This is a genomic window from Ruegeria sp. C10 (assembly GCF_056537805.1).
The window spans coordinates 189,721-215,069 of sequence record NZ_JBQFSC010000002.1 but is presented as its reverse complement, the minus strand read 5'-3'; the positions used below and the strand labels follow the sequence as shown (position 1 = coordinate 215,069).

The following is a 25,349-nucleotide window of genomic DNA, read 5'->3' as shown; positions in this document are numbered from 1 at the left end:
CCTGCTCCCCTTATCTGTTGCGATTGCCGCGGCCCAATGCCCGGCTCATCTGCGCCGCGATCTGGCCTTGAGAGCGGCGGAACCCCTGCACATCCGGTGTTGAGATATTCATCACCACGTTGACCGCTCGCGCGCCGCCCTGTGACCGCACACCCAGCTTGCCATCGGCCCCGCGCGCCAGTGGCATGATCGCCTCGGGACCCGCCTCACCCATCAACCCGGTGCCGCCTCGCATCGGGAACATGGTTGGACTGCTAACGACCCCACCATTGGCAAACGGCATCACACGGCCCTGAGAAAAACTGCCGCCATCCGCGAAGGGCAGAATCCCCTGAACCAACCCACCAACCCCGTTGGCCAGCATGCCGCCAAAATGATCCGTCACAGGTTTGATCGCCGCCGAATACGCCGTGCGGATCATCGAGTTCTTCAGCACATCCAGCGCGCCTGAAAGGTTCATTCCGTCCAGCACCACGCCATCAAACGCCTTGCGCAACCCGCCGGACATGCCACGCTCGAGCGTGGCCACATCCTTGCCGGTCTCTTCAAACGCGGCCTTGATCCGCCGCATCTGGCCATCAAATGCCGAGGCCATGGTCGCCGCATCGCCCAGCGCATCACCCAGCGCCTCTCCCCGCTCCTGCAGGTCGTCAAAACCATCACGATCCGTCATTACGCTCTCCTTGTGTCTTGTCCGGATAGGCCGCCAGCAGCGCATCCAGCCCTGCCCGGTTCATCGCGGGCATCCCGGCGCCCTGCCCCAGCATCAGCCGCAGCTCAGCCGGGGTCAGACGCCAGAACTGATCCGGCGTCAGGCGAAGGCCGAGGAACCCGGCCCGCATCAGTACGGGCCAGTCAAACCCGCTCACTCGGGCACCATGAAGGCCCGCGCCAGCAACTCGGCTGCCGCCTTGGCCCCCGCCATCGGCCCGCCCGCAATCTCGGCATGCAGTAGATCATCGCGCGTGACCTGCGCTCCGCCGCCCCGCAACCCGGCAACCAGCAGCGCCAGCACATCACCGCTGGAGTAAGCCCCGCCTTCAAACCGCTGCACCAGTTCGACCAGAGACCCGGCCTGCAGCTTTTGTTCCAATTCCGCCAAAGCACCCAATGTCAGCTTGAGTACCCGCTGCTCCCCATCGATGGTCAGCGCCACCTCGCCCGTCCACGGATTGGCCATCAGAGCGCCGTAAAGCTCAGTGCACCGGCGCTTGCCATGCTCATCTCATAAGTCGCCTCACCGTTATGCGAGCCCGCATATTCGATGCTGCTGACCTGAAACGGGCCTTCGACAATACCGAAATCGGGGATGATCACCTGAAAGCCGGGCGTCTCACCGTCAAAGAACAGCTGGCGCGCACGCTCATCTGTGCCCGCATCCTTGAACACGCCCGAGCCCGAAATCGCGGCCGATTTGACCCCGGCCCCCGACAGCAGCTCGCGCCACCCGCCCTGACTTTCCAGGCTGGTCACATCCACACTTTCCGCGTTGAAACTGATACGCGTGGCGCGCAGCCCCGCGATGGTCTCGAACAGGCCGGTGCCGTTCATATCCACTTTGACCAACAGGTCTTTTCCGTTCTGGGCAGCCATATGCTCTCTCCGTTGATTGCTTAGTCGTCTTCCACGCGGGCGCGGAATCTCAGATCGATCTGGCGGATCGCGCCGCCGGTTCCCGTGCGTCGGGCGCTAGCGCGTTCGAACCACAGCCCCACCAGATGGCCCCGGTCCAAGCTCAGCGCCGCACCTTCCAGCGCGTCACACACCGCGCCCGCCAATGTCTTGGCCGCACTGAAGCCCGCCGCCTCGGACACCACCGACACCGTGAAGCGATGCACCGCACCCGCGCCCGACCGGTCCGAGGCGTCCCGCACCTCCTCCGGCCCGAGCGTCACATAGGTCTGAGGCAGCACTCCCGATGGCACCGCGTCATAGATCGCACCGCCTGACAGGGCGCTTACCTGCACATCCCCCAATAGCTGTTGAAACACCGCCGCCTGCAACGCGGCTGCAACGCCATAGCTCATGCCGCCACCTCTTCATCTGCGAAACAGGTCAGGTACTGGCCGCGCCCATCACGCTCGGCCACCGCGCGGATGACAAACCGGCGCGTCCCTTCTGCAAACCGCTGATCCGGCGCAGGCCGCATGGATGATCCCTCAGGTGCGCCCCGGACTACGATCCGATAGCCAACCCGCGACACCGAGGCGCCACCGACCGCGCGTTCCGCCCCGCTACGTGCCGTCACCTCGGCCCAAAGCGCGCCCAGCGCAGCCCATGTCTCGGTATAGCCGCCCGCACCATCGGCACTACGGATCGGAGCCTCCAGCACCAGCTTGCGGTTCAATCGCGGCGCGCTCATTGCGTCACCCCTGCCCCGAAGCGCACAGTTCGATAACGCTGGATCAGACTGGTGACACCAAATGGCATGCACCCCGCGCCCAGCGCCGTCTCATCGCGATATTCGTAGTAATGCGCCGCCAGCAGCAGCACCGCCTGCCCAAGGTCAGCGGGCAGCCCGCCCCAATCCGTGGCCATCCCGACAGTGAAGGCAATCTTCACCGAGCCGCCGGTCTGCACCCTTGGCAAGCAGGCCCCAACCGGACGCAACCGAGGGCGCTGCATGTCGCGCTCCAAACGGTAAGCTTCGGCATCCACAACCGTGTCGGTCCCCGCCGCATCCGTCAGCGTGATCGCAGCAACCGAGACCACCGGGGCCACCGGCAGCACTTCACCTGCTGGATCGCGCCAACCGTTCAGGCTCCACGAGAAATCCCGTTCTATCAGCACCTTACCGGTGCGCGCCTCAATCGCCGCAATGGCCGCACGCAGAAAGCCATTCAACACCTCGTCCTGCACATTGCCCTCGGCATACCCCGTGCCCAGCCGCAGATGCGCCTTGAACTGATCCACCGGCAGCGCCGCATCCGCGATGGCGGTTTCTTCGATCAACATCATCCATTCACTCCGCAATCTCGGACCCCTCCGGGGCCGTATCCTTGGAAAATGACGGGCACGCGCCGCCCCACGTTGCTCGGACGGAGGGGAGCAGCTAGACAACGCGGGGAATCTCACCCCGGCCCGCGCCCGCCGCCCGAGGGGCCCCAAGGCCCCCCGGATTCAGCCCGCTTTAGGCGGTGCCGAATTTCACCAACTTGATTGCAGCAAAATCGCTTACGTCGCCGCCCACGCGCTTGGTCGCGTAGAACAGGACATGCGGCTTGGCGCTGAACGGATCGCGCAGCACGCGCAGATCGGGACGTTCGGCTATGGTGTAGCCCGACTGGAAGTCACCGAAGGCAATCGAATAGCTGTCGGTCGCCGCATCCGGCATGTCCTCGGCGATCAGTACCGGATAGCCCATCAGACGCGCAGGCTCACCAGCGGCCAAGCCATCCGACCAAAGGAAGCGGCCATCGCTGTCCTTCAGCTTGCGGATCAGACCAGCGGTTTTCGAGTTCATCACGAAAGTGCCGTTCACCCGGTACTGCGCGCCCAGCGCGTAGACCACGTCCACAATCGCATCGGCATCGACGCCACCATCAATGCCCGACGCGACATAACCCAGGCTATCCCAGCCCCAGCTGCCGTTTTCCATCATGCGGTGGGTCAGGATACCCTTGGGCTTGTCCACACCATCACCATTGATGAACGCCGCCGCCTCGGCCCGTGCAAACTTGTCGGCGATGCGACCGGCCAGCCAGCCTTCGACGTCAAACGCACTGTCATCCAACAGACGCTGCGACGCCTTGGGCAGCGCGCTCAGCTCGTGCAGCGGGATCGAAATCCGATCAATCGACGGCGTACCAGTTTCCGCTGTGGCGGAGTTTTCATCAGCCCAGCCCGCACCCACATCCGTGTGGTCAATCAGAACGTCAAATGAGTTCGCCTCGACATTTACCACTGACGCAATCGAACGGATCGAAGCGGTTGAATTCAGTACCGATTTGATCGCCTCAGCGGTCTGCGGATCAACCAGAAATCCGCCATCACTGTTCACCGCCGTCGACAAAGATTTCGATTCCATCTCCAGCCCGCGCAACCCGTCATCCTCGCCCGAACGCACATAGGCGTCAAAGGCCTTCTGATGCGGTGCGCCGTCCTCGATCGAGGCCGCAAGATGCGGACGCGCCGCGATGGTTGATTTACGATCCAGCATGGTCAGTCGCTCTTCTGTCTGTTGCAGTTGGGTTTTAACTTCAGCCTTGAGGTCCTTGAATTCATTCACGAAGCCAGCCATCGCCTGCTTCACCTCCTGAACCAGGGGCGCACCCTCTCCGGTCAAGGCCGGGGTCTCGGTCTTGCTCATCAGCACTTCCTTTTTGGGTGGGTATTGAGGCGCGCTAGGTCCGCGCCAGCTCCTGCCGGGCGTCGTTGAACACCTCAGCAATACTGCGCCAGGTGTTTTCAACGTCAGGCTCAACGCCCTTCGCCGCCACCCGCGCACTGGGCAGCATCGGGAAAGTCACCAGCGACACCTCCCATAGCTCCAGTTCGGTCAGGACCCGCTGGCCCTTGTCATTCTTCACGGCCCGTTTGGTGCGATAACCAATCGACAGGCCGTCCATAGCGCCCGCCCGGATCAACTCGGCCGCCTCACGGCCCTTTTGCGTGGCCTCCAGCAGACGCCCTTTGACCCACAGGCCCTTGTCGTCCTCGCGCACCTCATCCCAGACGCCGATTGGCTGCGCCGGATCGTGCTGCCACAGCATCTTGACCCGCTGGCCCGCCTTGGACAGCCCGTCAAGCGAGCCCCTGTACGCCCCGCGCTGCACCACATCGCTGCCCTGATCGACCTGCCCAAACAGGCTGGCATACCCTTCGATCACCGCATTGTCGGTTACCGACAAGCTGTCTCCGAACTGTGCGAATTTGTGTTCCAAATCCATGAACTTCTCCATGTAACCCACTGACATTATGGTGTTACCACAAGGAATGACTGAAACGCCTGCGCCAAAATCACCGCCGCCACGCCGTAAACCGTCAGCCACAACCGCTTCTCCAGCCGCTCCATCATCTCTTCGATCTGATCCAACCGCCGACACAGGTGGGCGTGCTGGATCTCGGCCACCCGCTCATGTGCGGCCAGACGCAAGCCCGGCGCGCAGTCGAACGGAGGATAACCGTCACCCATCGCCACGCTCCGGCAGCCCCAGCAACGCGCGCTTTTCCGCATCCGTCAGGAAATCCGCCCCGTTGACCCGCGCCCATAGCGCATCCCGTTCCGCCGACAGCGCCGGCACCTGATCCAGATCAGGCTTCAGCATCAGATCCTCACCGATAAAGCCCGCCAGCCATTCTGACACCGCCGCCGCCACCCGCGTCACCAGGGGCAGCACGGTCAGGCGATAAAACGCCCGGTTGGCCTCCTGATAGTTCGAATAGGTCGCATCGCCCTGGATCCCCAGCAGCATCGGCGGGACCCCAAAGGCCAGCGCGATCTCGCGGGCGGCGGCTTCCTTGGTCTTTTGAAACTCCATATCGGACGGAGAGAACCCCATCGGCTTCCAATCCAAGCCCCCTTCCAGAACCATCGGACGCCCGGCATTGCGTGCCCCGCGATAGTTCTGCTCGATCTCATCCGACAAACGCCGGAACTGATCCTCGGCCATCACCCCATGGCCGTCACCCTTCCACACCAGCGCCCCCGAAGGCCGCGCTGCATTGTCCAACAACGATTTAGACCACCGCGACGCACTGTTATGCACATCAATCGCCATCGCCGCCGCCTGCATGGGCGAGAACCCGTAATGGTCATCCTGCGGATGGAACGACTTGATATGGCAGATATTTTCCGCCTCAAACCGGTGCTTCTTGCCGCCCACCGCATAGTCATAGGCCTTGGGCCAGCCATCGGCCCCCGGCACCACGCTCATCCGGTCCGAGCGCAAGACATGCAGCTCAACCGGCAGCCCTTCCTCGGCCTGCACCGCTTCGACATAGGCATTGCCCGACAGCAGCAACTGCCCAAACAAGGCTTCCATCAATTCCGCCCGCCCCTGCGCCGCATTCGGACGGCGCATCAGGGACAGGATCGGATGCATATCAAACCGCTGCGCCTGATCCTGCAACACCAAAGGCAACGCCGCCGCCGCCTCAGCAATCAGTTTGACCGAGCGAAACCCCACCGGGTTCCCCGAAAACCCCGTCCGCGTCAGCGACACCGCATCCCGAGGGCTCCACGCCACGCGCCCGCCCGTCTGCCACGCCACCACAGGCCCCGCCGTGCTCGCCTTCGCCTCGGGCGTTGCCTCAGCCGATCCACGACGCAAGAAATCGAATACCATCTGTGCTCCTTTCTGCCGCCGCTCTGCCCGGCTTGTTGAAAGGAGTTATGAGGGAAAGAAGTTTAAGCCTTGGGAATGGGGCGTTCGGGGGGTGGGCAACGGGTCAGCGACCATTCTCCGACTGCCATCAGGCAACAAGACAATTAATCGGCAGCTCCGGACTTTCGAAGTTTACGATCTGCACTGCCCACGCCTCGAAAACAAACATGACCGACATGTGATGTCCACGACATTTTGGCTAAATCACTAGGGTGGGTATCGATCCCAAAGAGCAATTGTTGCAGCTTTCATACGTCTGCTGCGTGCTTATTTACAAACTCTTTTACGACGTTTGAGTAATCAATATTGAGAATGTCCAAATTGCGGATAGCTGATTGAATGAGCCACTTTGACTCATCCTCCACCTCAAAGAACAACTCAGCACTATTCTCAGATGCAACACTATCCATATGCTTGATGCTGTTTTTGGGGCGCACAAGTAATTTTCTGAGCTCTTTTTCACTCAACTTCTTCCAGCCGAGTTGCTCCACGCCCACTTTTTGGATGACGTTCAAACGATTAACTGTTTCAGTCATTTGGTCCACATCGCCATTTGCACGAATAAGCTTGCCAAGAAGCTCCTCTGCCACTCCGGCCAAATTCATTGCGGCGAAATATCTTTGACGCAACTCTCTTTCTTCAATAGCTGCTTCTAAGTACTCGAGAGCTATGTTTAATTTGGGGTATTTGCTCAAATGCCTTCTCCATACTCTCAAGTAGTATCGGCTGGTATTGGCATGAATTGAAACTTCAAACCAGTGTCGCAATTTGATCGTTGGTCTGCGGTTAGCACGCCGGTTTGACCTATTGTTCTTTTCCGTTGGTCTGGAAACAGGCCTGCTAAAGGCTAAGCATTGTCGTAGAGCCACTAGCTTCGAAATACGCGTTTTAATCACAAACTTCGCACCCGACGCCGACCATACGCTCCCGCAGGCACCACAATCAATTCATGCGGCGCCCATACCAACGCATCTATTCTGTCGGGCGAGCCCTGGCCCTGACTCCAGCTTGGACTATTACAATAGCCGCGGCGCGCTCAACGTCCGACCAAATTCCTTTGCAATCGCCGCCAAGTTCTTGTGATTTCATGCCACGGCAATTGTCTGCGTTTCACATGCCCCCACGTGTGCTTCAAATTGAAGAGGCCACCCGATGACTGAAAACGAACCTGCACCGTCCGGACACTCCGATACGAACAATAACTGGACCAAGGAACCTACTGCTGCCGACAAACACGTCTACGAGGTGTTTGCCTCCAACGTAGTCGTTCTTGTGCAGCTACTTGATGACTACAAAACCATGATGTCGCCGGATGTCCACGCAAGGCTGTTTTCTTCGCTGCTGACGTTGTCGAGGTTGCTCGGCGAATACGAGGACAGTTGGAATCAAGAGTACCCAACGTCCTGAACCTGAATGCGCTCAGCGAAAGATCAGTCCTTTAGGCGAAATATGATTGTCTGTAGAGCAATCCTCAAAGTACTCACAAACTCCGCACCCTGGGCCGCCGATATGCCCCTGCAGGCCCCACAACCAACTCATGCAGCGCCCAGACCAGCGCGTCGACCCTGTCGGGCGAGCCCTGCCCCTCGAACCCGCGCGCGGTCATCTGGCACATCTGCTCTTCCAGCGAATCCAGTCCGGCGACATGCGCCACCCGCCCTTGCTCGTACAGCGCCGACACCGGCTCGGCCCGCGCGACCTTGCCGCGAGACGCTCGCACTGCGCGATAAGGCACCAGAGGGTCCACCTGCCGCACGACCTCTTCCACCAGTTGCCCGCCCTGATTGACCTCGGCCACCAACCGTTCGGCCCCGAACTCATCCATCGCGTCAATCGCCGCCTGCGCCCAGCCAGCCGGGCCAACGCCCTGCACCGTCCTGTCAGCCAGTACATAGGCCCGCCAGTCCTCGGGTGGCCCCTGTAGCTGAGCACCAACGACCACGATCCCGCAGGCATCCGCATCCGACCCCGCCGTCACCGCCGGGTCCAGCGCCACGACAACCCGGTCCAATGCGGGCACCTGCGCACAGCGCGCCGCCTCCAGCATCGAGCCGGTCCACAGCGCCCCTTCGGCATCCGACAGCAACACACCGTCCAACTCCTGCCGCCCCAGCCGCGTACCTGCATAACGCGCGCGCACCTCGTCCAAGAAGGACTCTGCCAGATTGGCCCGGTTCGCCTCGGTCGGCGCATGGGTCTGCACGGTCGACGGCGACGCCAGCAAATCCTTCAAAACCTTCACATTGCGCGGCGTCGTCGTCACACAGACCCGCGGCCGTTCCCCCAAACGCAGTGCAAATTGCAGCATATCCCAGGTCTCTCCAGCCTTCTTCCACTTGGCCAGCTCATCCACCCAGGCCGCATCAAACTGCGGCCCCCTCAGCCCCTCGGGATCATGCGCCGAAAACGCCTGCGCCTCAGCTCCGTTAGGCCAAACCAGCTTGCGTTCAGACGCCTTCCAAACAGGCCGCCGATCCGGCGGTGAACACTGCAATATCCCGCTATCCCCAAAGATCATCACATCGCGCACCTGATCGAATGTCTCACCGACCAGAGCCACGCGACACGCCTGCCCCCGATCCAGAGGCAATGACCCCTCGACCACCGACCGCACCCATTCGGCCCCCGCCCGCGTTTTACCGGCCCCGCGCCCGCCCATGATCACCCACGAGCGCCAGTCACCCTCGGGCGGCAACTGATGCGGTAGTGCCCAGAACTCGAACAGGAAAGGGAGGGCACACAGCCCCCCCTCCCCGATCTCACTCAGAAATCTGTCCTGCACCGCAGCAGGCGCGGAGGCGAGCCAGCCTGCACCCGATCTCAGATCGTGCCCGATCAAGGTCGAGCGCATAGCCCCCTTGGGCAATTCCGGCTTGTCTGTGATGTTGTTCGACAAAGCTTGTCTCCACTTTCTGGCAACTGCGGATCAGCCCCTCTAGCTGACCCAGTTGCTTGCCTGTTCCGGCAAGGTCTGCATCCTCCCCGGCACCGATCTGTTTTCGCAGTTCTTCCGCTGCCTGACGCAGATCGCGAATGGACCTCTCAAGCGACTGCAATAAATCAGCCGTCTGAGAAATCCGCTCTTCCGGGGTAATCAAAGTCATGTTTGCCTGTGACCTCATGCGTGAGTTTTTCCGCACGAGAGAAACGAAAAACGGCCGCCGGGTCGCCCCGGGGCCGTTGCCCACCTCTTCTAGCATGACACAATTCATACCAAGAAAAGCGCGCAAAGTCAATGCGTTACGCAACGCGGACGCAACACCCGGCGTCCGATCCGTTAACGATCAGCCCCGCATGACCTCAAGAAACGCAGCGCTTACGATCAAAGCCGCACCCAATACTTCTCTCATCCCAAACGGCTCGCCCGAGAAGACCGCCGCCGAGATCAGGCCCACCACAACTTCGCTCATCAGCAGTAGACCAACGCGTGCCGGGGTCAGCTTGGTTGCGGGCCAAATCGTCAGAAAAAACATCGGCAAGGTGTACAGGACCGACAGCAACGCGACCGGGCCGATTCGTATAACCATCTCGCCGACTGCCTCTGATGACGCCAAACCGCCGCCGAATGGAAGGCTCAGCAGAGACAACACCAAAGCGCCTGAAACAAAGGCAAAAACCTGCCCCGGAACAGAGATACCGGACGTCCGATAAAGCCCCAGAGATCCCATCGCCCAAGTGATCCCCGAGATCAGGGCCAGCCAGTCTCCAGTATTGCGCGGCCAGGGAAACCCCTGTTCTCCGCCAAGCACGATGAACATGCCACCCAGACCGCAGAGTAAGCCCAGCACGCGCGCCGGGCCAAGACGTTCACCCAGAAACACCATTCCAAGGATCGTTCCCCAGACCGGTGTCAGATAGAACAGCAGGATTGACCGGACGACATCTGTGTAAACCAGACTGATGGTAAACAAGCTGAACGCAGCACCGGTGAACATCCCGCTCAAGATCAGCCCGCGCCAGTCTTTCAAAAGCGCTTGCCGTTCGCGCATCAGGAAAGGCGTCAGTACGATCAACGCCGAGGTGTACATCACAATACCGGGCCATGGGCCATCCAGTCCTTGGTCGACAAAGTAGCGAACCGGAATCCAGTACAGCCCCCACATCATCCCGCCGATGACAAGGGCGACGCTGGCGGTCCTCAAATCCGCTCCGTGTAAAGCTCTGAATGTCATGACCCGACTCATAAAACCTTCCGAACCGTATCTGGCAAACGCGCAACCCGCGCAAGCTTATGGCCGACACGGCGCTTGACAATCGCGACCGCAAGGCGCATGTGCCCCTCAAACAGCGCTACCGCGTGAGCACGTGGGCGACACCGCCCCCAACAGCGCCCGATTCACCCATAGTTCCCCATCACGCAGGGTTCTTGACGCGACAACCAGATGCTGCAGGGAACGCCTGCACGTCCTGAGGTTTCGCACAACCCCTGCCGGTCGCGGATGCGGCCCATCACGACTTGCCCGTGGGCCATTGCCTCGGGCTGTAAAGGATAGATATTTGTTCGACTTCGATATGCTGGGCCTTGCGCCCGCTCTAAATGATGCGCTCAAACGCGCCAACTTCACTCAACCGACCCCGATCCAGAACCAGGCGATCCCGCTGGCCCTGAATGGTCACGATATCCTTGGCCTCGCCCAGACCGGTACAGGTAAGACATTGGCCTTTGGCCTGCCGCTGATCGACCATCTGCTGGCCCAGCCCGGCAAGCCCGATCCCAAAACCGCCAAGGCGCTGATCCTTGCGCCCACCCGCGAGTTGGTCAACCAGATCGCCGACAGCCTTCGCAACTTGACCAAGAAAACCAAGATCCGCGTCGCGACCGTGGTTGGCGGTCAGTCGATCAACAAGCAGATCATGTTTCTGGCGCGCGGCACCGACATTCTTGTTGCCACCCCCGGTCGCCTGATCGACCTGATGGATCGCGGTGCGGTTAATCTGGGTTCAGTCAAGCACCTTGTGCTGGACGAGGCTGACCAGATGCTCGATATGGGCTTCATCCATGCCCTGCGTCGGATCGCGCCGGAACTGGGCACGCCGCGCCAAACCATGCTGTTCTCAGCCACCATGCCGAAGCAAATGGAAGAGCTCAGCCGTGCCTATTTGACCAACCCGCAACGGGTGCAGGTCTCGCCCCCCGGCAAAGCAGCCGACAAGATCACGCAGTCGATCCACTTTGTTGAAAAGCCTGCAAAACCCGCCAAACTGCGCGAGATCCTCTCGGCTGACATGGACGCGCTGACGTTGGTCTTCTCCCGCACCAAACACGGGGCCGAAAAGCTGATGAAGGGGCTTGTCGCCGATGGCTACAATGCAGCCTCGATCCACGGCAACAAAAGTCAGGGCCAACGCGACCGCGCCATCAAGGCGTTCCGCGCCGGTGAGGTCAATGTTCTGGTCGCTACCGACGTCGCCGCGCGCGGCATCGATATTCCGGGCGTGGCCTATGTGATCAACTACGACCTGCCCGAGGTACCGGACAACTATGTCCACCGCATCGGCCGCACCGCTCGTGCAGGCCGCGAGGGCGAGGCCATTGCCTTCTGCTCGGCGGAAGAGGTCGACCTGCTGCGTCAGATTCAGAAACTGATGAAGATCGAAATCCCGGTCGCCAGCGGTGAGATGCCTGAAGCAATCTCACCAAAGAAAACCCCGCGCCGCCCAAGCAACCGCCGTCGCGGCCCGAAACCTCAGCACTCTGGTGCGCCCAAACCGGGCGGTCAGAAACGCCGCCGACCGCGTCGCGCGAAAGCGGCCTGAATGAGAAACGGCCCGGTCGATTGACCGGGCCGTTGCTTTATCGGGGTCAGAGGTTCGTGTTGTACAAGTCGGACAAAGAGCCGTTTCAAACCTGTACAACACGGACGATTGAATCAGTTCCCGGAATTCCGCTCAGCCTCGATCTCACGCCACTTTGCGACGTTGCGATTGTGCTCTTGCAGGGTCTCGGCAAAGGCATGACCACCGGTTCCGTCCGCAACAAAGAAGATGAAATCCGTGTTGTCAGGTGCCACCGCAGCCTCAAGGCTCGCGAGACCCGGATTGGCAATCGGGGTGGGTGGCAGCCCTTCGATGACATAGGTGTTCCAAGGCGTCGCACGGCGCAGTTCGCTTTGCCGCAAACCGCGACCCAAAGTACCCTGCCCTTTGGTTACACCATAGATCACCGTCGGGTCTGTCTGCAGCCTCATACCTTGGTTCAGACGGTTAACGAAAACGCTGGCTACCTGGCCACGCTCTTCCGGCTGACCTGTTTCTTTTTCGATGATCGAAGCCAAAATCAGCATCTCTTCGGGGCTGTTCAGAGGTAAACCATCCTGACGCCCCTCCCACGCCGCGTTGATTCTAAGCTGCTGTTTTTCCTGCATTTCAGCAAGAATTGCATTCCGATCTTCACCGGGTCTGACCTCATAACTGTCAGGGGCCAACATCCCTTCAGCTGGCAATTCGGCTACTTCGCCGGTTAGCAAATCCATCGCCTTCAGCGACTCGACAATCTGCCAACTGGTGACGCCTTCAGCTAAGGAGATGCGATAACGCGTATCCGCCTCACCGCGTTTTTCTGCATAAACTTCCGGGGCGTCCTCATCGCCGATCACAAAGGAAGCCACCTCATCAAAATCCAGAGTCGCCGGGTTCAGCTCACGCACGCGGGTCTGCATACGGGTCACGCCAATGCGGTATTCGATCTCGGTCCCGCAAGTGCTGGCGCCGCTATGAGTTATGTCGTCGACGATTTGCTCCATCGACGCGCCTTCGCGAACCAGAAAGCTACCCGCTTTCAGCTGCTGAGATTTGTCTGTGTAATCAGCAGCTAAGCGGAAAATCAACCCGCTGCTGATCGCACCTTGATCCTCGAGGTCACGGCTGACCCGTGTCATGTTGGAGCCCGGCTTTACCTGCAGGCAGATCGCGGTTTCCAGCGGTCCTTCGGACTTGTATTGCGACTGCCCCCACAGGACGACACCGCCCATCAGGAACAGCCCAACGATCAGTATTGTCAACGCATTCGAAGCGAGCGCTCGCCACATTTAGCTGACCTTTCCGAAGATCACACTTGCATTGGTGCCGCCGAAGCCGAACGAATTTGACAAGGCCACGTTGATCTCACGCTCGCGCTTGGCATTCGGGGCCAAATCGATCGGAGTTTCAACTGCTGGATTGTCCAGATTGATCGTCGGTGGTGCAACCTGATCGCGGATCGCAAGGATCGAAAAGATCGCCTCAATCGCGCCAGCGGCGCCCAGCAGGTGACCAGTGGCCGATTTGGTCGAAGTCATCGTCGCGTTGCTGGCGTGATCCCCCAGCAGGCGTTCTACCGCGCCCAGCTCAATCGTATCCGCCATGGTCGAGGTCCCATGCGCGTTAATATAATCCAGATCCTTCGGCTCAAGCCCCGCACTACGCAGCGCTGCTTTCATCGAGCGTTCGGCCCCATCGCCATCCTCGGACGGCGCGGTGATGTGATAAGCGTCACCCGACATGCCATAGCCCAGAACCTCGGCGTAAATCTTGGCACCGCGCGCTTTGGCGTGTTCGTAATCCTCAAGAACTACAATGCCTGCACCTTCGCCCATGACGAAACCGTCGCGGTCGATGTCATAGGGGCGGCTCGCTTTCTTCGGATCATCGGCGTATTTGGTCGACAGCGCCTTGCAGGCGTTGAAGCCGGCGATACCGATTTCGCAAATACAGCCCTCGCCGCCGCCTGCGATCATCACGTCTGCATCCCCGGCGCGGATGATGCGGCTGGCATCACCGATCGCATGGGCACCGGTCGAGCAAGCAGTCACGACCGAGTGGTTCGGCCCCTTGAACCCATGACGGATCGAAACCTGCCCCGAGGCCAGATTGATTAGCGCGCCCGGGATAAAGAACGGAGAAACCCTGCGCGGACCTTTGTCGCGGATCAGGTTGGCCGTGTTGGCAATTGATCCCAGCCCACCGATACCGGACCCAATCAGAACGCCAGTGCGCAGGCGGTCTTCTTCGTCTTCGGGCAGCCAATTGGCATCCTTGCAAGCCATCTCGGCTGCAGCGATGGAATATAGGATGAAATCCTCGATCTTGCGCTGTTCTTTCGGCGGCATCCAGTCGTCGGGGTTGAATGTCCCATTGGTGCCATCTCCGCGCGGCACTTCGCAGGCATAGGTCGTGGTGACCCCGCTTGCCTCGGCATCAAACTGCGTGATTGGTCCTGCGCCGGATTCTCCATCCAGCAGCCGTGACCATGTTTCCTCAACCCCACTGGCCAAAGGAGTGACCAATCCAAGACCGGTTACAACGACTCTGCGCATGAAGTGCCTCTTGCCTGCTTCCTGTTATGAGAACCGCTCATACCCCGGCCCGGGGTGCGGGGGCAAGAGCAACGGCATATTCTGAACCGGCATCCTTGTGCCGTAACCTGTTCAAATCCTCTGTCGATTGAGTTGAACGATGCCTGAAAAGCAAAAACCCGCCCTTCCTTCAACGGGAAAGGCGGGTCGTCTGGTACTGAAGTTTACTGGAACTCGGCGACTGGCTCGTGTGCCGATTGGGCGACTTCCAATGCTTCGGACAGATCGACGGACTTGCGGAACAGTGCCCGGCCAACGATCGCACCCGAAATATTCGAGATATAGGCGAGACGAGAGATATCGTCGCTGGTACGCACGACACCGCTGGCTATGATCGGTGTACGCGATTTTTCGGCCAGTCCTGAAATCAGACCCAGCTGCGCCTCGACATCTTCCATATCACTATCGATATCGGTCACCAAAATTGCTGCAAGAGGCGTATCCGCGAAAGCTTCGATGAAGGCTTCCGGGGTAAACGCACTTTGGCTACGCCAACCTTCGGTCATCACTTGCCCTTGCCAAACATCGACCGCCAACACGATCTGATCGGGATAAAGCTTAGCCAATTCCTTAACCAACTGTGGGTCCCAAGCCGCAAGTGTGCCAATCACGATTCGGCCAGCCCCTTTGTTGATCCAATGTTCAACATGCTCGCGGGTCCGCATCCCCCCTGCCAACTGTACTGACATTTCAGAGGAGCGAATGATTTCTTCGATCAGGTTGGAATTGGTATCCCGACCTTCGATCGCGTCAAAATCCGTAAGCTGCATCCATTCCGCTCCAGCCGCAGACCAGCCGCGCGCGGTCTCGACCGGATCGACATGCCAGATCATCGCTTCATCCAGACGCCCCTTGTCCAGCGTAACGCACCGACCGTTCTGCAACTCCATCGTGGGGTAAATCATCATGATTCATATCCTCCGCTGAATCATTCCGTAATTCCACGATAGCATAGAGTCTCAGTTTGCCGCTTTATTTCACAAGATCGGCAAAGCTCGTCCATTTTGCGGCATCGCATTGCCTAATGCGTTTCACACCCGTGTAGGAGGTCCGTCACGGCGAAACAGATGAACGGGGGTGTCGCGGTATTCAGCTTCGCGCAACAGCTTGTAGCCCAGCTTTTCAGCCAATCGCTGTGAGGCTTCATGGTCCGCGTCGATCAGCGCAACCAACGGGCCCGGAATGATCCGGTCGAACCAGTCGTGCGCCGCCTGCGCGGCCTCACACCCGTATCCTTGCCCCTGCATGTCCGGGGCCAGAACCCACCCGGCTTCGGGAAAACCATCGAAATCATCGCCCAGAGACCGGTTGCCATAGAAGAACCCGGCTTGCCCGATCAGAGTACGACTCGACTGCAGCATCACGCCCCATTGACCGAACCCGGTCATCTGCCAATGTCCAGCGTTGCGCAGGAAAGAATCCCACGCCTCGCCGCGCGTTTTCGGGGTGCCTCCGATATGGCGTACAACTTCGGGGTCGCGCCAGATTTCGGCGAACCGGTTGAAATCCTCGGGGCGCATTGCACACAAGGTCAGACGCGCCGTGTTGATCATCGGGGTGGATCTTATCATGCCCTTGCCCGCTCAGAAACTTGCCTCAGGTGTCAGAGTGCGGAGCCTCAACGCCTCAAAGCAAGCGCGAAATGTGGCAGAGCATAAAAAAACGGCGCTTCCGTTGCCCGGAAGCGCCGTTTTTGTCTCAGTCAGGTCAGCTTAGGAAGCTTCGCTGATGAATTTGACCGCGTCGCCAAAGGTCTGGATGGTCTCGGCTGCGTCGTCCGGAATCTCGATGCCGAACTCTTCTTCGAACGCCATTACCAGCTCAACGGTGTCCAGGCTGTCTGCGCCCAGATCGTCGATGAACGAGGCGTTTTCGGCAACCTTGTCCTCTTCAACACCCAGGTGCTCAACAACGATCTTCTTTACGCGATCTGCGACGTCGCTCATGTCTATTCCTCATTTCAATTTCAGGGCTGTCCGCCCGGTTCTGCCCTTGCCCGTTCGGGGTGGACTTGTTTTGCCCTTTCCGGGCGGTTTGGGTCCCGGGTCCCCGGGAAATCAGAGAACCGGCCCTTGGACCGGTTCCTGCGCATATGCGCCGCCTATAGCACAGACAACGCACAAGGCAAACGCTTTCGCGCCCACCCTGAATTGCGATTACAACATGGCCATACCGCCATTCACATGCAAGGTGCTTCCGGTAACATAACCTGCTTCAGGGCTTGCCAGATACAGCACAGCGGCTGCGATTTCCTGCGGATCACCCATACGACCGGCCGGAACCTTTAGCAGCAGACCCTTCTTTTGCTCATCCGTCAGCTTCTCGGTCATCGCGGTTGTGATAAAGCCCGGCGCAACCGCATTAACGGTAATGCCACGGGTCGCAACCTCATGCGCCAGCGCCTTGGAAAAGCCGATCATGCCGGCCTTGGAGGCAGCATAGTTCGCCTGGCCTGGGTTTCCGATCGCGGCCACAACGGACGAGACATTGACGATCCGACCCCAGCGCGCCTTCATCATGCCCCGGATCACGCCTTTGCACAGCTTCATCGTTGCGGTCATGTTCACGTCGATCACGCTCTGCCATTCTTCATCCGACATGCGCATGAACAGGTTGTCGCGTGTGATGCCTGCGTTGTTCACCAGAATATCAACCGAGCCCATCGCCTCAGCCGCTTGTTTCGGCAGGGCCTCGACGGCTTCGGGATCGCTCAGGTTACACGGCAAGACATGCGCACGATCGCCAAGGCTGTCGGCCAGAGCTTGCAGAGGCTCCACGCGCGTTCCGGAAAGGCCAACAGTTGCACCAGCGTCGTAAAGCGCGCGGGCGATATCGCCGCCAATACCACCCGAAGCACCGGTGATTAGCGCATTCTTACCTGTCAAATCAAACATCTATGTTTCCTCTCTGGCCGCCGAATCCGGCGGCTGTCCCTTGTTCATGCGCCGGGGTTAACGGCTTTTTGTACATCTTCAGGCGTCCCGACCGCTGTGCACGCCAATGCTCGATCGATCTTGCGGATCATTCCCGACAGAGCTTTGCCCGCGCCGATCTCCCACGCTTCGGTCACACCCTGCGCGACCATGTACTGTACGCTCTCACGCCACCGAACCGAGCCGGTGACCTGTTCCACCAGCAACTGACGGATCATATCTGGATCAGCCACAGCTTCGGCGCGAACATTCGCAACCAAAGGCACGGCAGGCGCTTTGATTTCAACCGAAGCCAATGCCTCTGCCATTACATCTGCCGCTGGCTGCATCAGCGCACAGTGAAATGGAGCACTTACCGGCAACATAATTGCACGCTTGGCACCTTTTTCCTTGGCGATCTCGGCTGCGCGCTCAACAGCGGCTTTTGAACCAGAAACGACTACTTGGGTTGGGTCATTGTCATTGGCAGCCTGACAGACCTCATCTTGCGCGGCCTCTTCTGCAACGGCGCGCACCGCTTCAAGATCGAGCCCCAGAATGGCGGCCATTGCGCCCTCGCCCACCGGCACTGCACTTTGCATCGCCTGCCCGCGCGTCCGCAGCAGGCGGGCAGTATCGGCAACCGTCAAGGCTCCGGCCGCAGCCAGCGCCGAGTATTCACCCAGCGAGTGACCCGCCACATAAGATGCCATTGAAATCAAAACGCCTTCGGCCTCAAGTGCGCGCATTGCGGCCATCGAGGTTGCCATCAGCGCGGGCTGTGCATTCTGAGTCAGGGTCAGCTCTGCGATATCGCCGTCCCAGATTAGATCGCTCAGTTTTTCGCCCAAGGCCTCATCGACCTCATCGAAAACGGCGCGGGCGGCTGGATATGCCTCAGCCAAGGCCTTGCCCATTCCGATGGTCTGGGCGCCCTGCCCGGGGAAAACAAACGCGCGTGTCATTGGTGCCTCTTGCGTGACGTCAGATTTCGGCGGGGTTTAAACTGACAATCGGCGCGGCACAAGCATTGCATGCATTCTGCATCAGGACACCTTTACTGTGCATTTCTCTGTCTTGTGTCCACACGGCATCCATTTAACTTACCCTCAATTCAGAAACTCGGAGAGCCAATCGATGCCCCTTACCAACACCCGGTCCAGCTATGGTGGTGTAACCAAAGCATTTCACTGGCTGACCGCGCTATTGATCCTGACGGCTCTGCCGCTGGGCTGGTTCGCGAACCAATTGGCCCATGCGATTTACGATCCGAGCATTCCCACGACCGAGGATGACATCGCCCGCGCCGCCCAGCTGTTTTCACTGCACAAAACCATTGGAGTTACCGTGTTCTTCGTCGCACTGGCCCGAATCCTTTGGGCTGTTACCCAGAAGAAGCCGGGCTTGCTGAACGCTGAAAACAAACCCGAGGCCTTCGCCGCCGAAACTGTGCACTGGCTGCTGTACGGCTCGCTTGTTCTGGCTCCGCTCAGCGGCTGGATCCACCACGCCGCCACCGACGGCTTCGCGCCGATCCTATGGCCCCTTGGTCAGAACCTGCCGCTTATTCCGAAGTCAGCTTTCCTTGCCGACATCAGCGCCAGCCTGCATTGGCTTTTCGTCTGGGCCCTGGGTGTGGCACTCGTGCTGCACATAGCGGGCGCGCTGAAACACCATGTCGTGGACAAAGACAGTACCCTGCGCCGTATGCTGCCCGGCCAATCGGACGCGCCGGAACCCCCGGCACAGCACCATTCCATTGTTCCCGCCTTCGCCGCCTTGGCAATCTGGGGCGCGGTGCTGGTCGGAGGTTGGTCCACCGGTGTCTTTGACGACCAGTCCAAAGCAACCGAAGAAACGGCCGAACTTGCGCAAGTTCAATCGGAATGGGAGGTCGAAGACGGATCCCTGTCGATTACTATCTCGCAATTGGGCAGTCCCGTAAGCGGCGAGTTTGCTGACTGGACTGCAGCGATAGCGTTTGAGGATCCCGCCGAGCCGGGGTTGGCCGGTTCCGTCGATGTAACGATTGCCATTGGCTCACTCAGCCTCGGCACAGTCACCGACCAAGCGATGGGTACGGATTTCTTTGACAGTGCGCAGTTTCCTACGGCTCAATTTAAGGCCGACCTGTTCAAAACGGATGCGGGTTATGAGGCGCGAGGACCTCTGACAATCCGGGACAAATCTATCGATGTCGTCCTGCCATTTACGCTGGAACTGGCCGACGATGCAGCGACGATGTCGGGGAAACTGGAACTCAACCGAATGGATTTCGACGTTGGAACATCGCAACCCACCGAAGACTCGTTGGGGTTCACGGTTATCGTGGCAGTCGAATTGACGGCAGAACGCGACAACAAATAAAAAACCGCCGGGGCGCATAACCCCGACGGTTTCTTTTTGGGATCATGAAGGGATTAGTCGGCCTTCTGTGCCTCGATCGAAATCTTGACCTCGACCTCGTCACCCACGAATGGAGCGAATTGGCCCAAATCAAAATCGCTGCGCACCAGCGTTGTGGTGGCGTCAAATCCGGCCCATGGCTTGCCCGCCATCGGGTGCTCACCCACCTGGTTAAGCCTGGCATCCAGAACCACGGATTTGGTGACACCATTCATGGTCAGATCACCGGTGATGTTGGCTGTGTTTTCGCCAGTGACCTCAATACCAGTTGAAGTGAAGGTCACCAGATCACCTTCGGCTGCGCCAAAGAAATCTTCGGTCATGAAGTGATCTTCGCGCGGTTTCCAACCGGTGATCATCTCAACGACCGGCATCGAAACAGTCACGCTCGATGCTGCCGGGTCTTCCTGATCAAACATGATTTCGCCCTCAAAGCCCGAAAACATGCCCGTGGTGGTCGAAAAGCCAAGGTGGTTATAGCTGAAGATGACCTGGCTGTGGCTGGGGTCCAGAACGTATTTCTCGGCGCTGGCAAACGCCGAGGTCGCTGATACGGCCAAAGCAGCAGCAAGAAGGGTGGATTTCATGACAATCTCCGCAAATTTGTGAATGCAAACCGAATGGGTTGCTCGATAACAAAAATGTGCTGCCCAAGGGCAGCACACAAGTTTTTTTGATTCACAACTTCTGTGCCTTTTTGAACAGAATAAAAGTCAGGCGAAAATTGTTACGTTTTGGCTGAGTTGACCTTTGAGCGCTGAGCCAACATCCGCCGATTCCAGTGGCAGCTTCATCAGCAGGCTTCCGTCTACATCGTACAGTTCGACCTGGTCGTCAGCGAAACGCGCGCCACCCAGCGAGTCGTAGCTGCGGCGCAATACCGTTTGCGGCCGACCGTTTTCGTTTTTCTGAAGAATGCGAACCTCGCGGCGGATTGGGTCAAAGTAGGCGTCTGGGCGCGCATCCATCACCTCGATGGTCAGCAGGCTGACGCCAACAATCAGGAACATCAGCGAAGCGACCAACTTGATAGGCCAAACCTCGGCCCCCATAACCGAACCCGGCATCAACCACATCGAAAAGGCCGACACGATCAGAAAGACACCAACGGCACGCAGAAGAAACATCCGAGCCCGCCAATTCGGCGCAAACGTAATCAGAACGGGGACGGATTTATCAAATACCGCAGCAGGCGTCGATTGTTCAAAAGTGTTTGTGTTCATGACGGCCATTGTCTTGCCCTGTCTATGTTTTCCAATCTACCGGGTTCTCCCGGCTTCATGAACAACCTCGGGGCGAAAAGCGTCAGGAATTGGGCGCACCAGTGGAAATAGGGCGACTTCACAAAGGCATATGTGGCAGGGCTTGCCCCGCCCGCTCAAACGTGTATACGGGGCCATCCTTCGCAGAAGTTATGAATCGCGCAGCCTCTCGTGGCAGGGTCGCGAAGGACCATATGGCCCCGCCTTTGAAATGCGCCTTGATATAAACAGGAGTGCACATGCCACTGTATGAGCATGTAATGATCGCGCGTCAGGATTTGTCCAACGCGCAGGCAGAAAGCCTTGTCGAACATTTCGGCACCGTTCTGGCTGACAACGGCGGCAACGTCGTCGAAAGCGAGTACTGGGGCGTCAAGACGATGGCTTACAAGATCAACAAGAACCGCAAAGGCCACTATGCCTTCCTGAAAACCGATGCCCCTTCGGGTGCGGTTCAGGAAATGGAACGCCTGATGCGCCTGCATGATGACGTGATGCGCGTTCTGACCATCAAGGTCGACGAGCATGCCGAGGGCCCTTCGGTCCAGATGCAGAAGCGCGATGAGCGCGAAGGCCGCCGCGAGCGCCGCTGATCAACGCCTGACGAAAGGACATAAACCATGGCCGCAAAACCATTTTTCCGCCGCCGCAAGGTCTGCCCGTTCTCGGGTGAGAACGCGCCGAAAATCGACTACAAAGACACTCGTCTGCTGCAGCGCTACATCTCTGAGCGTGGCAAGATCGTACCTTCGCGCATCACCGCCGTTTCGGCGAAAAAGCAGCGTGAACTGGCCCGTGCTATCAAGCGCGCCCGCTTCCTCGCCCTGCTGCCCTACGCCGTGAAGTAAGGAGAGACTGACATGCAAGTTATCCTTCTGGAACGCGTTGCGAAACTGGGTCAGATGGGCGATGTCGTTGACGTCAAGCCCGGCTACGCCCGCAACTTCCTGCTGCCCCAAGGCAAAGCGCTGAGCGCATCGAACGCCAACATCGCGTCGTTCGAAGCCCAGAAAGCGCAGCTTGAGGCACGCAACCTGGAAACTAAGAAAGAAGCTGAAGCGCTGGCTGAAAAGCTGGACGGTCAGCAGTTCATCGTGATTCGCTCGGCATCGGATGCCGGCGCTCTGTACGGTTCGGTCACCCCGCGTGACGCCGCAGACGCTGCAACCGAAGCTGGTTTCACCGTCGACAAGAAACAGATTGCCCTGATCGCTCCGATTAAGGAACTGGGTCTGCACTCGGTCGCAGTCAACCTGCACCCCGAGGTAGAAGTCGAGATCAAGATGAACGTCGCACGTTCGGAAGAAGAAGCCGAACTGCAGGCATCGGGCAAATCGATCCAGGAATTGGCTGCTGAAGAAGAAGCCGCTGCCGAATTCGAAATCGCCGAACTGTTCGACGACATAGGCTCTGCCGCTTCGGAAGACGAAGATCTGGTTGCCGAAGAAGCTCCGGTCGAAGAAGACGAAGCAAAAGCCTGATCTGGCTGCATATCCAATATCAAAGGGCCGCGCTTTTACGCGGCCCTTTTTCTTTTTGTTACATCGCAAGCAAAATTCGGCCCGATTGTTCGCCTGGCCTTGCAGACCGGCGAGGGTTTCATATCATCGCCATTCGCAATCAGGAGTATTTTGATGACCCCCCTCCTTCGTCGCCGCGTCTTAACCTTGTTGCTTATGGCACCGCTTGCAGCTTGTGGCAGTCCTGGCAGCTCGGGTTCCGGCGATACGTTCGATCCCCCCCTCTACCCCAATGAAACACCCGAGCTTCGCGCCTCGATCAATAAATGGGCTGACCACTACGAGCTCCCGCGGGAGTTGGTGCACAAGCTGGCGATCCGTGAAAGCACACATCGGCCGTGGGCGGTGAACCGCCCCTATTATGGGCTTCTGCAAATCCTCCCGGCCACTGCGCGATCAATGGGTTATACTGGAAATGCCAAAGGCCTGCTGGACGCCGATACCAATCTGGAGTTTGCCGGAAAATACCTGCGAGGCGCCTGGCTTTTGTCTGATGGAGATCAGCAGCGTGCCATCTTTCTTTATGCCAAAGGATATTGGCCCGAAGCAAAGGCCAGGGGCATGCTCGTCGAGACGGGTCTGGTTTCTGCCACAGAATAGGCATGTTTAATTCGCATTTCGATTGTAATGCACATACATAACCTTCGAAATGCCACGGCGAATCCCATGACCTACTGCACAACTCTGACGTTAAATCTTTTAAAGGTGCGTAATTGTGTGCCCGAAAGGCACATTTACCTATAAAAGGCAGACATTTCCCACATCTTCTTGTCTTTACAAGCGAAATGTGGTGTCCTGCTTGACGTCAGGGAAGACAGTATCATTTTCCTGGCCAAGGGGATCCGCCCGCTCACTCGGGTCTAACTGGTCGTTACCGTATGGATATTGTTGATCTCAGCACTCTTCCCGAACAGGATACTCGGTATGACGAGTTCCTGCGTCAGGTCTGTGACAAATATGAAATGGACCACGCAGCCTATGCGGGTATGAATCCTGCTGCAGGTACGATTCACGGCCATGTGACTTATGGGGACGACTGGAAAACCCACTATCAAGAGCAAGGCCTGCACCTGATCGATCCGACGCTGCACATGAGCCAGCGCAGTATCGCTCCGGTCGACTGGAGCCGTCTGGAACGCGGTAAAGATTTCCAGCGCGTTTTTCGCGATGCACATGATTTTGGCATTCCAGATCAAGGCATTACGATTCCGGTTCGCGGGCCGTACGGAGATATCGGCTTGCTTAGCGCAGTGCGCGAGTGCAGCCGGGATGAGTGGAAGAAACTGGTGCCCAACGTGATAAGTGACCTGCAATCATTGGCCGTACACATCCATGACAATGTCATGACATCGGATACGATCAGCCGGATGCTGTACCACCCGACCCTCTCCAGCCGAGAATTGGAGATTTTGCAATGGGCCGCAGCGGGTAAATCGCAACAAGATATCGGCGATATACTGTCGATTTCGCACCGCACGGTTGAGGTGCACTTGCGCTCTTCTCGCGAAAAGCTTAATGCACTGACGACTCCGCAGGCTGTCGGTCGGGCCATCGGAATCGGCTTAATCTACCCAGGATAAAGCCAAATTTTGCCGAAATTGGGCTAAAAAAAGCCAATATTACGGGAAACCCCCAATAGATTCGCTGTGGAAACCGGGTAACGTCTTATCCACAGACAGATCACTCGAAGGGGGTTAACATGATTTTGGTAGTTGATGGGCTGAACAGACATCTGTTCACCGAAGTTCTTGACGATATGTTCGAACTGCGCGCTCGGGTTTTTGGCGGGCGACTTGGATGGGACGTCCACATCGAAGACGGCAAAGAAATCGATCAGTTCGATCATCTGGATCCTGCATACGTAATTGGTCTCGACGATGAGGGGAACGTCGTAGCCGCAGTACGTGCACTCCAGACAACCGGCCCGCACATGCTTTCAGATGTGTTCTCGGATATCTTATGCGGCGAAGCGCCAATGCGCAGCGCGACCATGTGGGAATCCACCCGCTTCTGCGTCGACACGCAGCGACTGACCCGAGGAAAAGAGAAGAACTCGGTTTCTTACGCGACCTGTGAGCTGATGATCGGATCTCTGGAATACTGCCGCAGCGCGGGTATCCAGGACATCATCACCGTGATTGACCCGGTTATGAACCGCGTTCTCAAACGCTCGAACTGTGCGCCTTACGACTATGTGGGCGAAACCGTTCCGATGGGCAAGGTACCGGCCATGGCGGCGTTGCTGGATTGCACAGAAGAGAGGATTTCGGGTCTTCGCGAATTCGCAGACATTCACCACGATGTCTTTATCGAAGAAGAAAAGGCGTTGGAGTTCTTCGAGGCCCAAAAGGCCTCCAAACTCAGCCCGGCAAATCGTGACCACAAGCCGCTCACCGATCTTGAGAAGTACTTTGTCGAACAGATGAGTGCGGCCAAGACGGAAGAAGAAAGGCAGGCAGTGCTGAAACTGATCGAAGCGCTGTCCGACACATTCACCCCAGAGCAGAAGACCGCTCTGTTACAGACCCCCCGTGCTTTTGCTCATGAGGCCTGACCCCCTCACCTCATAGTACAAAGCCACCCATGCGGA

The 25,349-nt window shown here is 58.5% G+C and carries 32 protein-coding genes; 9 read left to right on the top strand and 23 right to left on the bottom strand.

Features of this window, described 5'->3' with window-relative positions:
- Window positions 1-10: 10 nt before the first annotated feature.
- The 12 genes from ACR0DE_RS09460 to ACR0DE_RS09405 form a co-directional block, all read right to left on the bottom strand.
- Window positions 11-673: a phage tail tape measure protein gene (locus ACR0DE_RS09460; protein ID WP_170403101.1), complete on the bottom strand. Its 663-nt coding sequence runs from the start codon at window positions 671-673 to the stop codon at window positions 11-13.
- Complete coding sequence (locus ACR0DE_RS09455) at window positions 660-869, bottom strand: rcc01693 family protein (RefSeq protein WP_170422216.1); 210 nt, start codon at window positions 867-869, stop codon at window positions 660-662. Before ACR0DE_RS09455 ends, ACR0DE_RS09460 begins: the two co-directional genes overlap by 14 nt.
- Window positions 866-1,180 (bottom strand): gene transfer agent family protein, encoded by a 315-nt coding sequence (locus ACR0DE_RS09450; RefSeq protein ID WP_170800427.1) that lies wholly within the window; start codon window positions 1,178-1,180, stop codon window positions 866-868. Before ACR0DE_RS09450 ends, ACR0DE_RS09455 begins: the two co-directional genes overlap by 4 nt.
- Complete coding sequence (locus ACR0DE_RS09445) at window positions 1,180-1,593, bottom strand: phage major tail protein, TP901-1 family (RefSeq protein ID WP_170396490.1); 414 nt, start codon at window positions 1,591-1,593, stop codon at window positions 1,180-1,182. Before ACR0DE_RS09445 ends, ACR0DE_RS09450 begins: the two co-directional genes overlap by 1 nt.
- Window positions 1,594-1,613: 20 nt before the next feature.
- Window positions 1,614-2,027: a DUF3168 domain-containing protein gene (locus ACR0DE_RS09440; RefSeq protein WP_480752840.1), complete on the bottom strand. Its 414-nt coding sequence runs from the start codon at window positions 2,025-2,027 to the stop codon at window positions 1,614-1,616.
- Entirely contained in the window at window positions 2,024-2,362 is a 339-nt protein-coding gene (locus ACR0DE_RS09435; RefSeq protein ID WP_480752838.1) for a head-tail adaptor protein, read from the bottom strand. The genes ACR0DE_RS09440 and ACR0DE_RS09435 overlap by 4 nt, the downstream gene beginning before the upstream one ends.
- Window positions 2,359-2,958 carry a head-tail connector protein gene (locus ACR0DE_RS09430; protein ID WP_480752835.1) on the bottom strand — a complete coding sequence of 200 codons (600 nt, stop codon included), beginning with the start codon at window positions 2,956-2,958 and terminating at the stop codon, window positions 2,359-2,361. Before ACR0DE_RS09430 ends, ACR0DE_RS09435 begins: the two co-directional genes overlap by 4 nt.
- A gap of 172 nt (window positions 2,959-3,130) precedes the next feature.
- On the bottom strand, window positions 3,131-4,309 hold the full coding sequence (locus ACR0DE_RS09425; RefSeq protein WP_480752833.1) for a phage major capsid protein: 1,179 nt from the start codon (window positions 4,307-4,309) through the stop codon (window positions 3,131-3,133).
- 34 nt (window positions 4,310-4,343) lie between these two features.
- Window positions 4,344-4,901 carry an HK97 family phage prohead protease gene (locus tag ACR0DE_RS09420; protein WP_170612646.1) on the bottom strand — a complete coding sequence of 186 codons (558 nt, stop codon included), beginning with the start codon at window positions 4,899-4,901 and terminating at the stop codon, window positions 4,344-4,346.
- Between the two features lie 14 nt (window positions 4,902-4,915).
- A complete protein-coding gene (locus ACR0DE_RS09415; RefSeq protein WP_010442100.1) occupies window positions 4,916-5,134 on the bottom strand; it encodes a GTA head formation protein, RCAP_rcc01685 family in 219 nt (72 codons plus the stop codon).
- Complete coding sequence (locus ACR0DE_RS09410; protein ID WP_480752829.1) at window positions 5,127-6,287, bottom strand: phage portal protein; 1,161 nt, start codon at window positions 6,285-6,287, stop codon at window positions 5,127-5,129. The genes ACR0DE_RS09415 and ACR0DE_RS09410 overlap by 8 nt, the downstream gene beginning before the upstream one ends.
- A 287-nt stretch (window positions 6,288-6,574) precedes the next feature.
- A complete protein-coding gene (locus ACR0DE_RS09405; protein WP_480752827.1) occupies window positions 6,575-7,021 on the bottom strand; it encodes a hypothetical protein in 447 nt (148 codons plus the stop codon).
- A gap of 457 nt (window positions 7,022-7,478) precedes the next feature.
- On the opposite strand from ACR0DE_RS09405, the gene ACR0DE_RS09400 reads away from it, so the two are divergent.
- Window positions 7,479-7,733 (top strand): hypothetical protein, encoded by a 255-nt coding sequence (locus ACR0DE_RS09400; RefSeq protein ID WP_170422230.1) that lies wholly within the window; start codon window positions 7,479-7,481, stop codon window positions 7,731-7,733.
- A gap of 73 nt (window positions 7,734-7,806) precedes the next feature.
- Here ACR0DE_RS09400 and ACR0DE_RS09395 read toward each other — a convergent pair whose 3' ends face one another.
- Both ACR0DE_RS09395 and ACR0DE_RS09390 read right to left on the bottom strand, forming a co-directional pair.
- Window positions 7,807-9,177, bottom strand: a complete 1,371-nt coding sequence (locus ACR0DE_RS09395) for a DNA-packaging protein (protein ID WP_480753771.1) — start codon at window positions 9,175-9,177, stop codon at window positions 7,807-7,809.
- 433 nt (window positions 9,178-9,610) lie between these two features.
- Window positions 9,611-10,498, bottom strand: coding sequence for a DMT family transporter (locus tag ACR0DE_RS09390; protein WP_480613231.1), 888 nt, complete (start codon window positions 10,496-10,498; stop codon window positions 9,611-9,613).
- 325 nt (window positions 10,499-10,823) lie between these two features.
- Here ACR0DE_RS09390 and ACR0DE_RS09385 point away from each other — a divergent pair, with 325 nt between their 5' ends.
- On the top strand, window positions 10,824-12,083 hold the full coding sequence (locus tag ACR0DE_RS09385) for a DEAD/DEAH box helicase (protein ID WP_170512921.1): 1,260 nt from the start codon (window positions 10,824-10,826) through the stop codon (window positions 12,081-12,083).
- A gap of 113 nt (window positions 12,084-12,196) precedes the next feature.
- Here the strand turns inward: ACR0DE_RS09385 and mltG are convergent, their stop codons facing one another.
- The 7 genes from mltG to fabD all read right to left on the bottom strand — a co-directional run bounded on the left by mltG (window position 12,197) and on the right by fabD (window position 18,536).
- Window positions 12,197-13,354, bottom strand: a complete 1,158-nt coding sequence (gene mltG, locus ACR0DE_RS09380) for an endolytic transglycosylase MltG (protein WP_480752824.1) — start codon at window positions 13,352-13,354, stop codon at window positions 12,197-12,199.
- Window positions 13,355-14,620 (bottom strand): beta-ketoacyl-ACP synthase II, encoded by a 1,266-nt coding sequence (gene fabF / locus ACR0DE_RS09375; protein WP_170396465.1) that lies wholly within the window; start codon window positions 14,618-14,620, stop codon window positions 13,355-13,357.
- Window positions 14,621-14,823: 203 nt separating this feature from the next.
- A complete protein-coding gene (locus ACR0DE_RS09370) occupies window positions 14,824-15,567 on the bottom strand; it encodes a 1-(5-phosphoribosyl)-5-[(5-phosphoribosylamino)methylideneamino]imidazole-4-carboxamide isomerase (RefSeq protein ID WP_480752822.1) in 744 nt (247 codons plus the stop codon).
- Between the two features lie 123 nt (window positions 15,568-15,690).
- The gene (locus ACR0DE_RS09365; protein WP_480752820.1) at window positions 15,691-16,230 is read right to left on the bottom strand and encodes a GNAT family N-acetyltransferase; all 540 of its coding nucleotides are present in this window, start codon (window positions 16,228-16,230) and stop codon (window positions 15,691-15,693) included.
- 141 nt (window positions 16,231-16,371) lie between these two features.
- Window positions 16,372-16,605, bottom strand: coding sequence for an acyl carrier protein (locus tag ACR0DE_RS09360; protein ID WP_008756330.1), 234 nt, complete (start codon window positions 16,603-16,605; stop codon window positions 16,372-16,374).
- A gap of 210 nt (window positions 16,606-16,815) precedes the next feature.
- Window positions 16,816-17,553, bottom strand: coding sequence for a 3-oxoacyl-[acyl-carrier-protein] reductase (gene fabG / locus ACR0DE_RS09355; protein ID WP_170396459.1), 738 nt, complete (start codon window positions 17,551-17,553; stop codon window positions 16,816-16,818).
- A 44-nt stretch (window positions 17,554-17,597) separates the two neighbouring features.
- Window positions 17,598-18,536, bottom strand: a complete 939-nt coding sequence (gene fabD / locus ACR0DE_RS09350; protein ID WP_170733385.1) for an ACP S-malonyltransferase — start codon at window positions 18,534-18,536, stop codon at window positions 17,598-17,600.
- A 172-nt stretch (window positions 18,537-18,708) separates the two neighbouring features.
- Between fabD and ACR0DE_RS09345 the strand changes: the two genes are divergently transcribed.
- Complete coding sequence (locus ACR0DE_RS09345; protein WP_480752817.1) at window positions 18,709-19,938, top strand: cytochrome b/b6 domain-containing protein; 1,230 nt, start codon at window positions 18,709-18,711, stop codon at window positions 19,936-19,938.
- Window positions 19,939-19,991: 53 nt separating this feature from the next.
- Here the strand turns inward: ACR0DE_RS09345 and ACR0DE_RS09340 are convergent, their stop codons facing one another.
- On the bottom strand, window positions 19,992-20,564 hold the full coding sequence (locus ACR0DE_RS09340; protein WP_480752814.1) for a YceI family protein: 573 nt from the start codon (window positions 20,562-20,564) through the stop codon (window positions 19,992-19,994).
- A 126-nt stretch (window positions 20,565-20,690) separates the two neighbouring features.
- Window positions 20,691-21,209, bottom strand: coding sequence for a hypothetical protein (locus tag ACR0DE_RS09335; protein WP_170422242.1), 519 nt, complete (start codon window positions 21,207-21,209; stop codon window positions 20,691-20,693).
- Between the two features lie 269 nt (window positions 21,210-21,478).
- On the opposite strand from ACR0DE_RS09335, the gene rpsF reads away from it, so the two are divergent.
- The 6 genes from rpsF (at window position 21,479) to ACR0DE_RS09305 (ending at window position 25,313) form a co-directional block, all read left to right on the top strand.
- On the top strand, window positions 21,479-21,832 hold the full coding sequence (gene rpsF / locus ACR0DE_RS09330) for a 30S ribosomal protein S6 (RefSeq protein WP_068332653.1): 354 nt from the start codon (window positions 21,479-21,481) through the stop codon (window positions 21,830-21,832).
- 27 nt (window positions 21,833-21,859) lie between these two features.
- A complete protein-coding gene (gene rpsR / locus ACR0DE_RS09325) occupies window positions 21,860-22,087 on the top strand; it encodes a 30S ribosomal protein S18 (protein WP_005608650.1) in 228 nt (75 codons plus the stop codon).
- Between the two features lie 12 nt (window positions 22,088-22,099).
- Window positions 22,100-22,720 (top strand): 50S ribosomal protein L9, encoded by a 621-nt coding sequence (gene rplI / locus ACR0DE_RS09320; RefSeq protein WP_170396450.1) that lies wholly within the window; start codon window positions 22,100-22,102, stop codon window positions 22,718-22,720.
- A gap of 153 nt (window positions 22,721-22,873) precedes the next feature.
- On the top strand, window positions 22,874-23,359 hold the full coding sequence (locus ACR0DE_RS09315; RefSeq protein WP_170396448.1) for a lytic transglycosylase domain-containing protein: 486 nt from the start codon (window positions 22,874-22,876) through the stop codon (window positions 23,357-23,359).
- A 278-nt stretch (window positions 23,360-23,637) separates the two neighbouring features.
- Window positions 23,638-24,339, top strand: coding sequence for an autoinducer binding domain-containing protein (locus ACR0DE_RS09310; RefSeq protein ID WP_170396446.1), 702 nt, complete (start codon window positions 23,638-23,640; stop codon window positions 24,337-24,339).
- 119 nt (window positions 24,340-24,458) lie between these two features.
- Window positions 24,459-25,313 (top strand): acyl-homoserine-lactone synthase, encoded by an 855-nt coding sequence (locus tag ACR0DE_RS09305; protein WP_223117885.1) that lies wholly within the window; start codon window positions 24,459-24,461, stop codon window positions 25,311-25,313.
- Window positions 25,314-25,349: the final 36 nt, after the last annotated feature.

What these genes read in the sequence shown, in the direction of transcription:
- ACR0DE_RS09400 (WP_170422230.1), top strand. Translation starts at nt 7,479, where the DNA reads ATGACTGAAAACGAACCTGCACCGTCCGGACACTCCGATACGAACAAT.
- ACR0DE_RS09305 (WP_223117885.1), top strand. Translation starts at nt 24,459, where the DNA reads ATGATTTTGGTAGTTGATGGGCTGAACAGACATCTGTTCACCGAAGTT.
- ACR0DE_RS09435 (WP_480752838.1), bottom strand. Translation starts at nt 2,362, where the DNA reads ATGAGCGCGCCGCGATTGAACCGCAAGCTGGTGCTGGAGGCTCCGATC.
- ACR0DE_RS09390 (WP_480613231.1), bottom strand. Translation starts at nt 10,498, where the DNA reads ATGACATTCAGAGCTTTACACGGAGCGGATTTGAGGACCGCCAGCGTC.
- ACR0DE_RS09410 (WP_480752829.1), bottom strand. Translation starts at nt 6,287, where the DNA reads ATGGTATTCGATTTCTTGCGTCGTGGATCGGCTGAGGCAACGCCCGAG.
- ACR0DE_RS09425 (WP_480752833.1), bottom strand. Translation starts at nt 4,309, where the DNA reads ATGAGCAAGACCGAGACCCCGGCCTTGACCGGAGAGGGTGCGCCCCTG.
- ACR0DE_RS09445 (WP_170396490.1), bottom strand. Translation starts at nt 1,593, where the DNA reads ATGGCTGCCCAGAACGGAAAAGACCTGTTGGTCAAAGTGGATATGAAC.
- ACR0DE_RS09395 (WP_480753771.1), bottom strand. Translation starts at nt 9,177, where the DNA reads ATGCGCTCGACCTTGATCGGGCACGATCTGAGATCGGGTGCAGGCTGG.
- ACR0DE_RS09315 (WP_170396448.1), top strand. Translation starts at nt 22,874, where the DNA reads ATGACCCCCCTCCTTCGTCGCCGCGTCTTAACCTTGTTGCTTATGGCA.
- ACR0DE_RS09420 (WP_170612646.1), bottom strand. Translation starts at nt 4,901, where the DNA reads ATGGAGAAGTTCATGGATTTGGAACACAAATTCGCACAGTTCGGAGAC.
- rpsF (WP_068332653.1), top strand. Translation starts at nt 21,479, where the DNA reads ATGCCACTGTATGAGCATGTAATGATCGCGCGTCAGGATTTGTCCAAC.
- ACR0DE_RS09460 (WP_170403101.1), bottom strand. Translation starts at nt 673, where the DNA reads ATGACGGATCGTGATGGTTTTGACGACCTGCAGGAGCGGGGAGAGGCG.
- ACR0DE_RS09310 (WP_170396446.1), top strand. Translation starts at nt 23,638, where the DNA reads ATGGATATTGTTGATCTCAGCACTCTTCCCGAACAGGATACTCGGTAT.
- ACR0DE_RS09415 (WP_010442100.1), bottom strand. Translation starts at nt 5,134, where the DNA reads ATGGGTGACGGTTATCCTCCGTTCGACTGCGCGCCGGGCTTGCGTCTG.
- ACR0DE_RS09450 (WP_170800427.1), bottom strand. Translation starts at nt 1,180, where the DNA reads ATGGCCAATCCGTGGACGGGCGAGGTGGCGCTGACCATCGATGGGGAG.
- ACR0DE_RS09345 (WP_480752817.1), top strand. Translation starts at nt 18,709, where the DNA reads ATGCCCCTTACCAACACCCGGTCCAGCTATGGTGGTGTAACCAAAGCA.
- ACR0DE_RS09360 (WP_008756330.1), bottom strand. Translation starts at nt 16,605, where the DNA reads ATGAGCGACGTCGCAGATCGCGTAAAGAAGATCGTTGTTGAGCACCTG.
- ACR0DE_RS09340 (WP_480752814.1), bottom strand. Translation starts at nt 20,564, where the DNA reads ATGAAATCCACCCTTCTTGCTGCTGCTTTGGCCGTATCAGCGACCTCG.
- fabF (WP_170396465.1), bottom strand. Translation starts at nt 14,620, where the DNA reads ATGCGCAGAGTCGTTGTAACCGGTCTTGGATTGGTCACTCCTTTGGCC.
- rplI (WP_170396450.1), top strand. Translation starts at nt 22,100, where the DNA reads ATGCAAGTTATCCTTCTGGAACGCGTTGCGAAACTGGGTCAGATGGGC.
- ACR0DE_RS09440 (WP_480752840.1), bottom strand. Translation starts at nt 2,027, where the DNA reads ATGAGCTATGGCGTTGCAGCCGCGTTGCAGGCGGCGGTGTTTCAACAG.
- ACR0DE_RS09370 (WP_480752822.1), bottom strand. Translation starts at nt 15,567, where the DNA reads ATGATGATTTACCCCACGATGGAGTTGCAGAACGGTCGGTGCGTTACG.
- mltG (WP_480752824.1), bottom strand. Translation starts at nt 13,354, where the DNA reads ATGTGGCGAGCGCTCGCTTCGAATGCGTTGACAATACTGATCGTTGGG.
- fabD (WP_170733385.1), bottom strand. Translation starts at nt 18,536, where the DNA reads ATGACACGCGCGTTTGTTTTCCCCGGGCAGGGCGCCCAGACCATCGGA.
- rpsR (WP_005608650.1), top strand. Translation starts at nt 21,860, where the DNA reads ATGGCCGCAAAACCATTTTTCCGCCGCCGCAAGGTCTGCCCGTTCTCG.
- ACR0DE_RS09335 (WP_170422242.1), bottom strand. Translation starts at nt 21,209, where the DNA reads ATGGCCGTCATGAACACAAACACTTTTGAACAATCGACGCCTGCTGCG.
- fabG (WP_170396459.1), bottom strand. Translation starts at nt 17,553, where the DNA reads ATGTTTGATTTGACAGGTAAGAATGCGCTAATCACCGGTGCTTCGGGT.
- ACR0DE_RS09365 (WP_480752820.1), bottom strand. Translation starts at nt 16,230, where the DNA reads ATGATAAGATCCACCCCGATGATCAACACGGCGCGTCTGACCTTGTGT.
- ACR0DE_RS09430 (WP_480752835.1), bottom strand. Translation starts at nt 2,958, where the DNA reads ATGATGTTGATCGAAGAAACCGCCATCGCGGATGCGGCGCTGCCGGTG.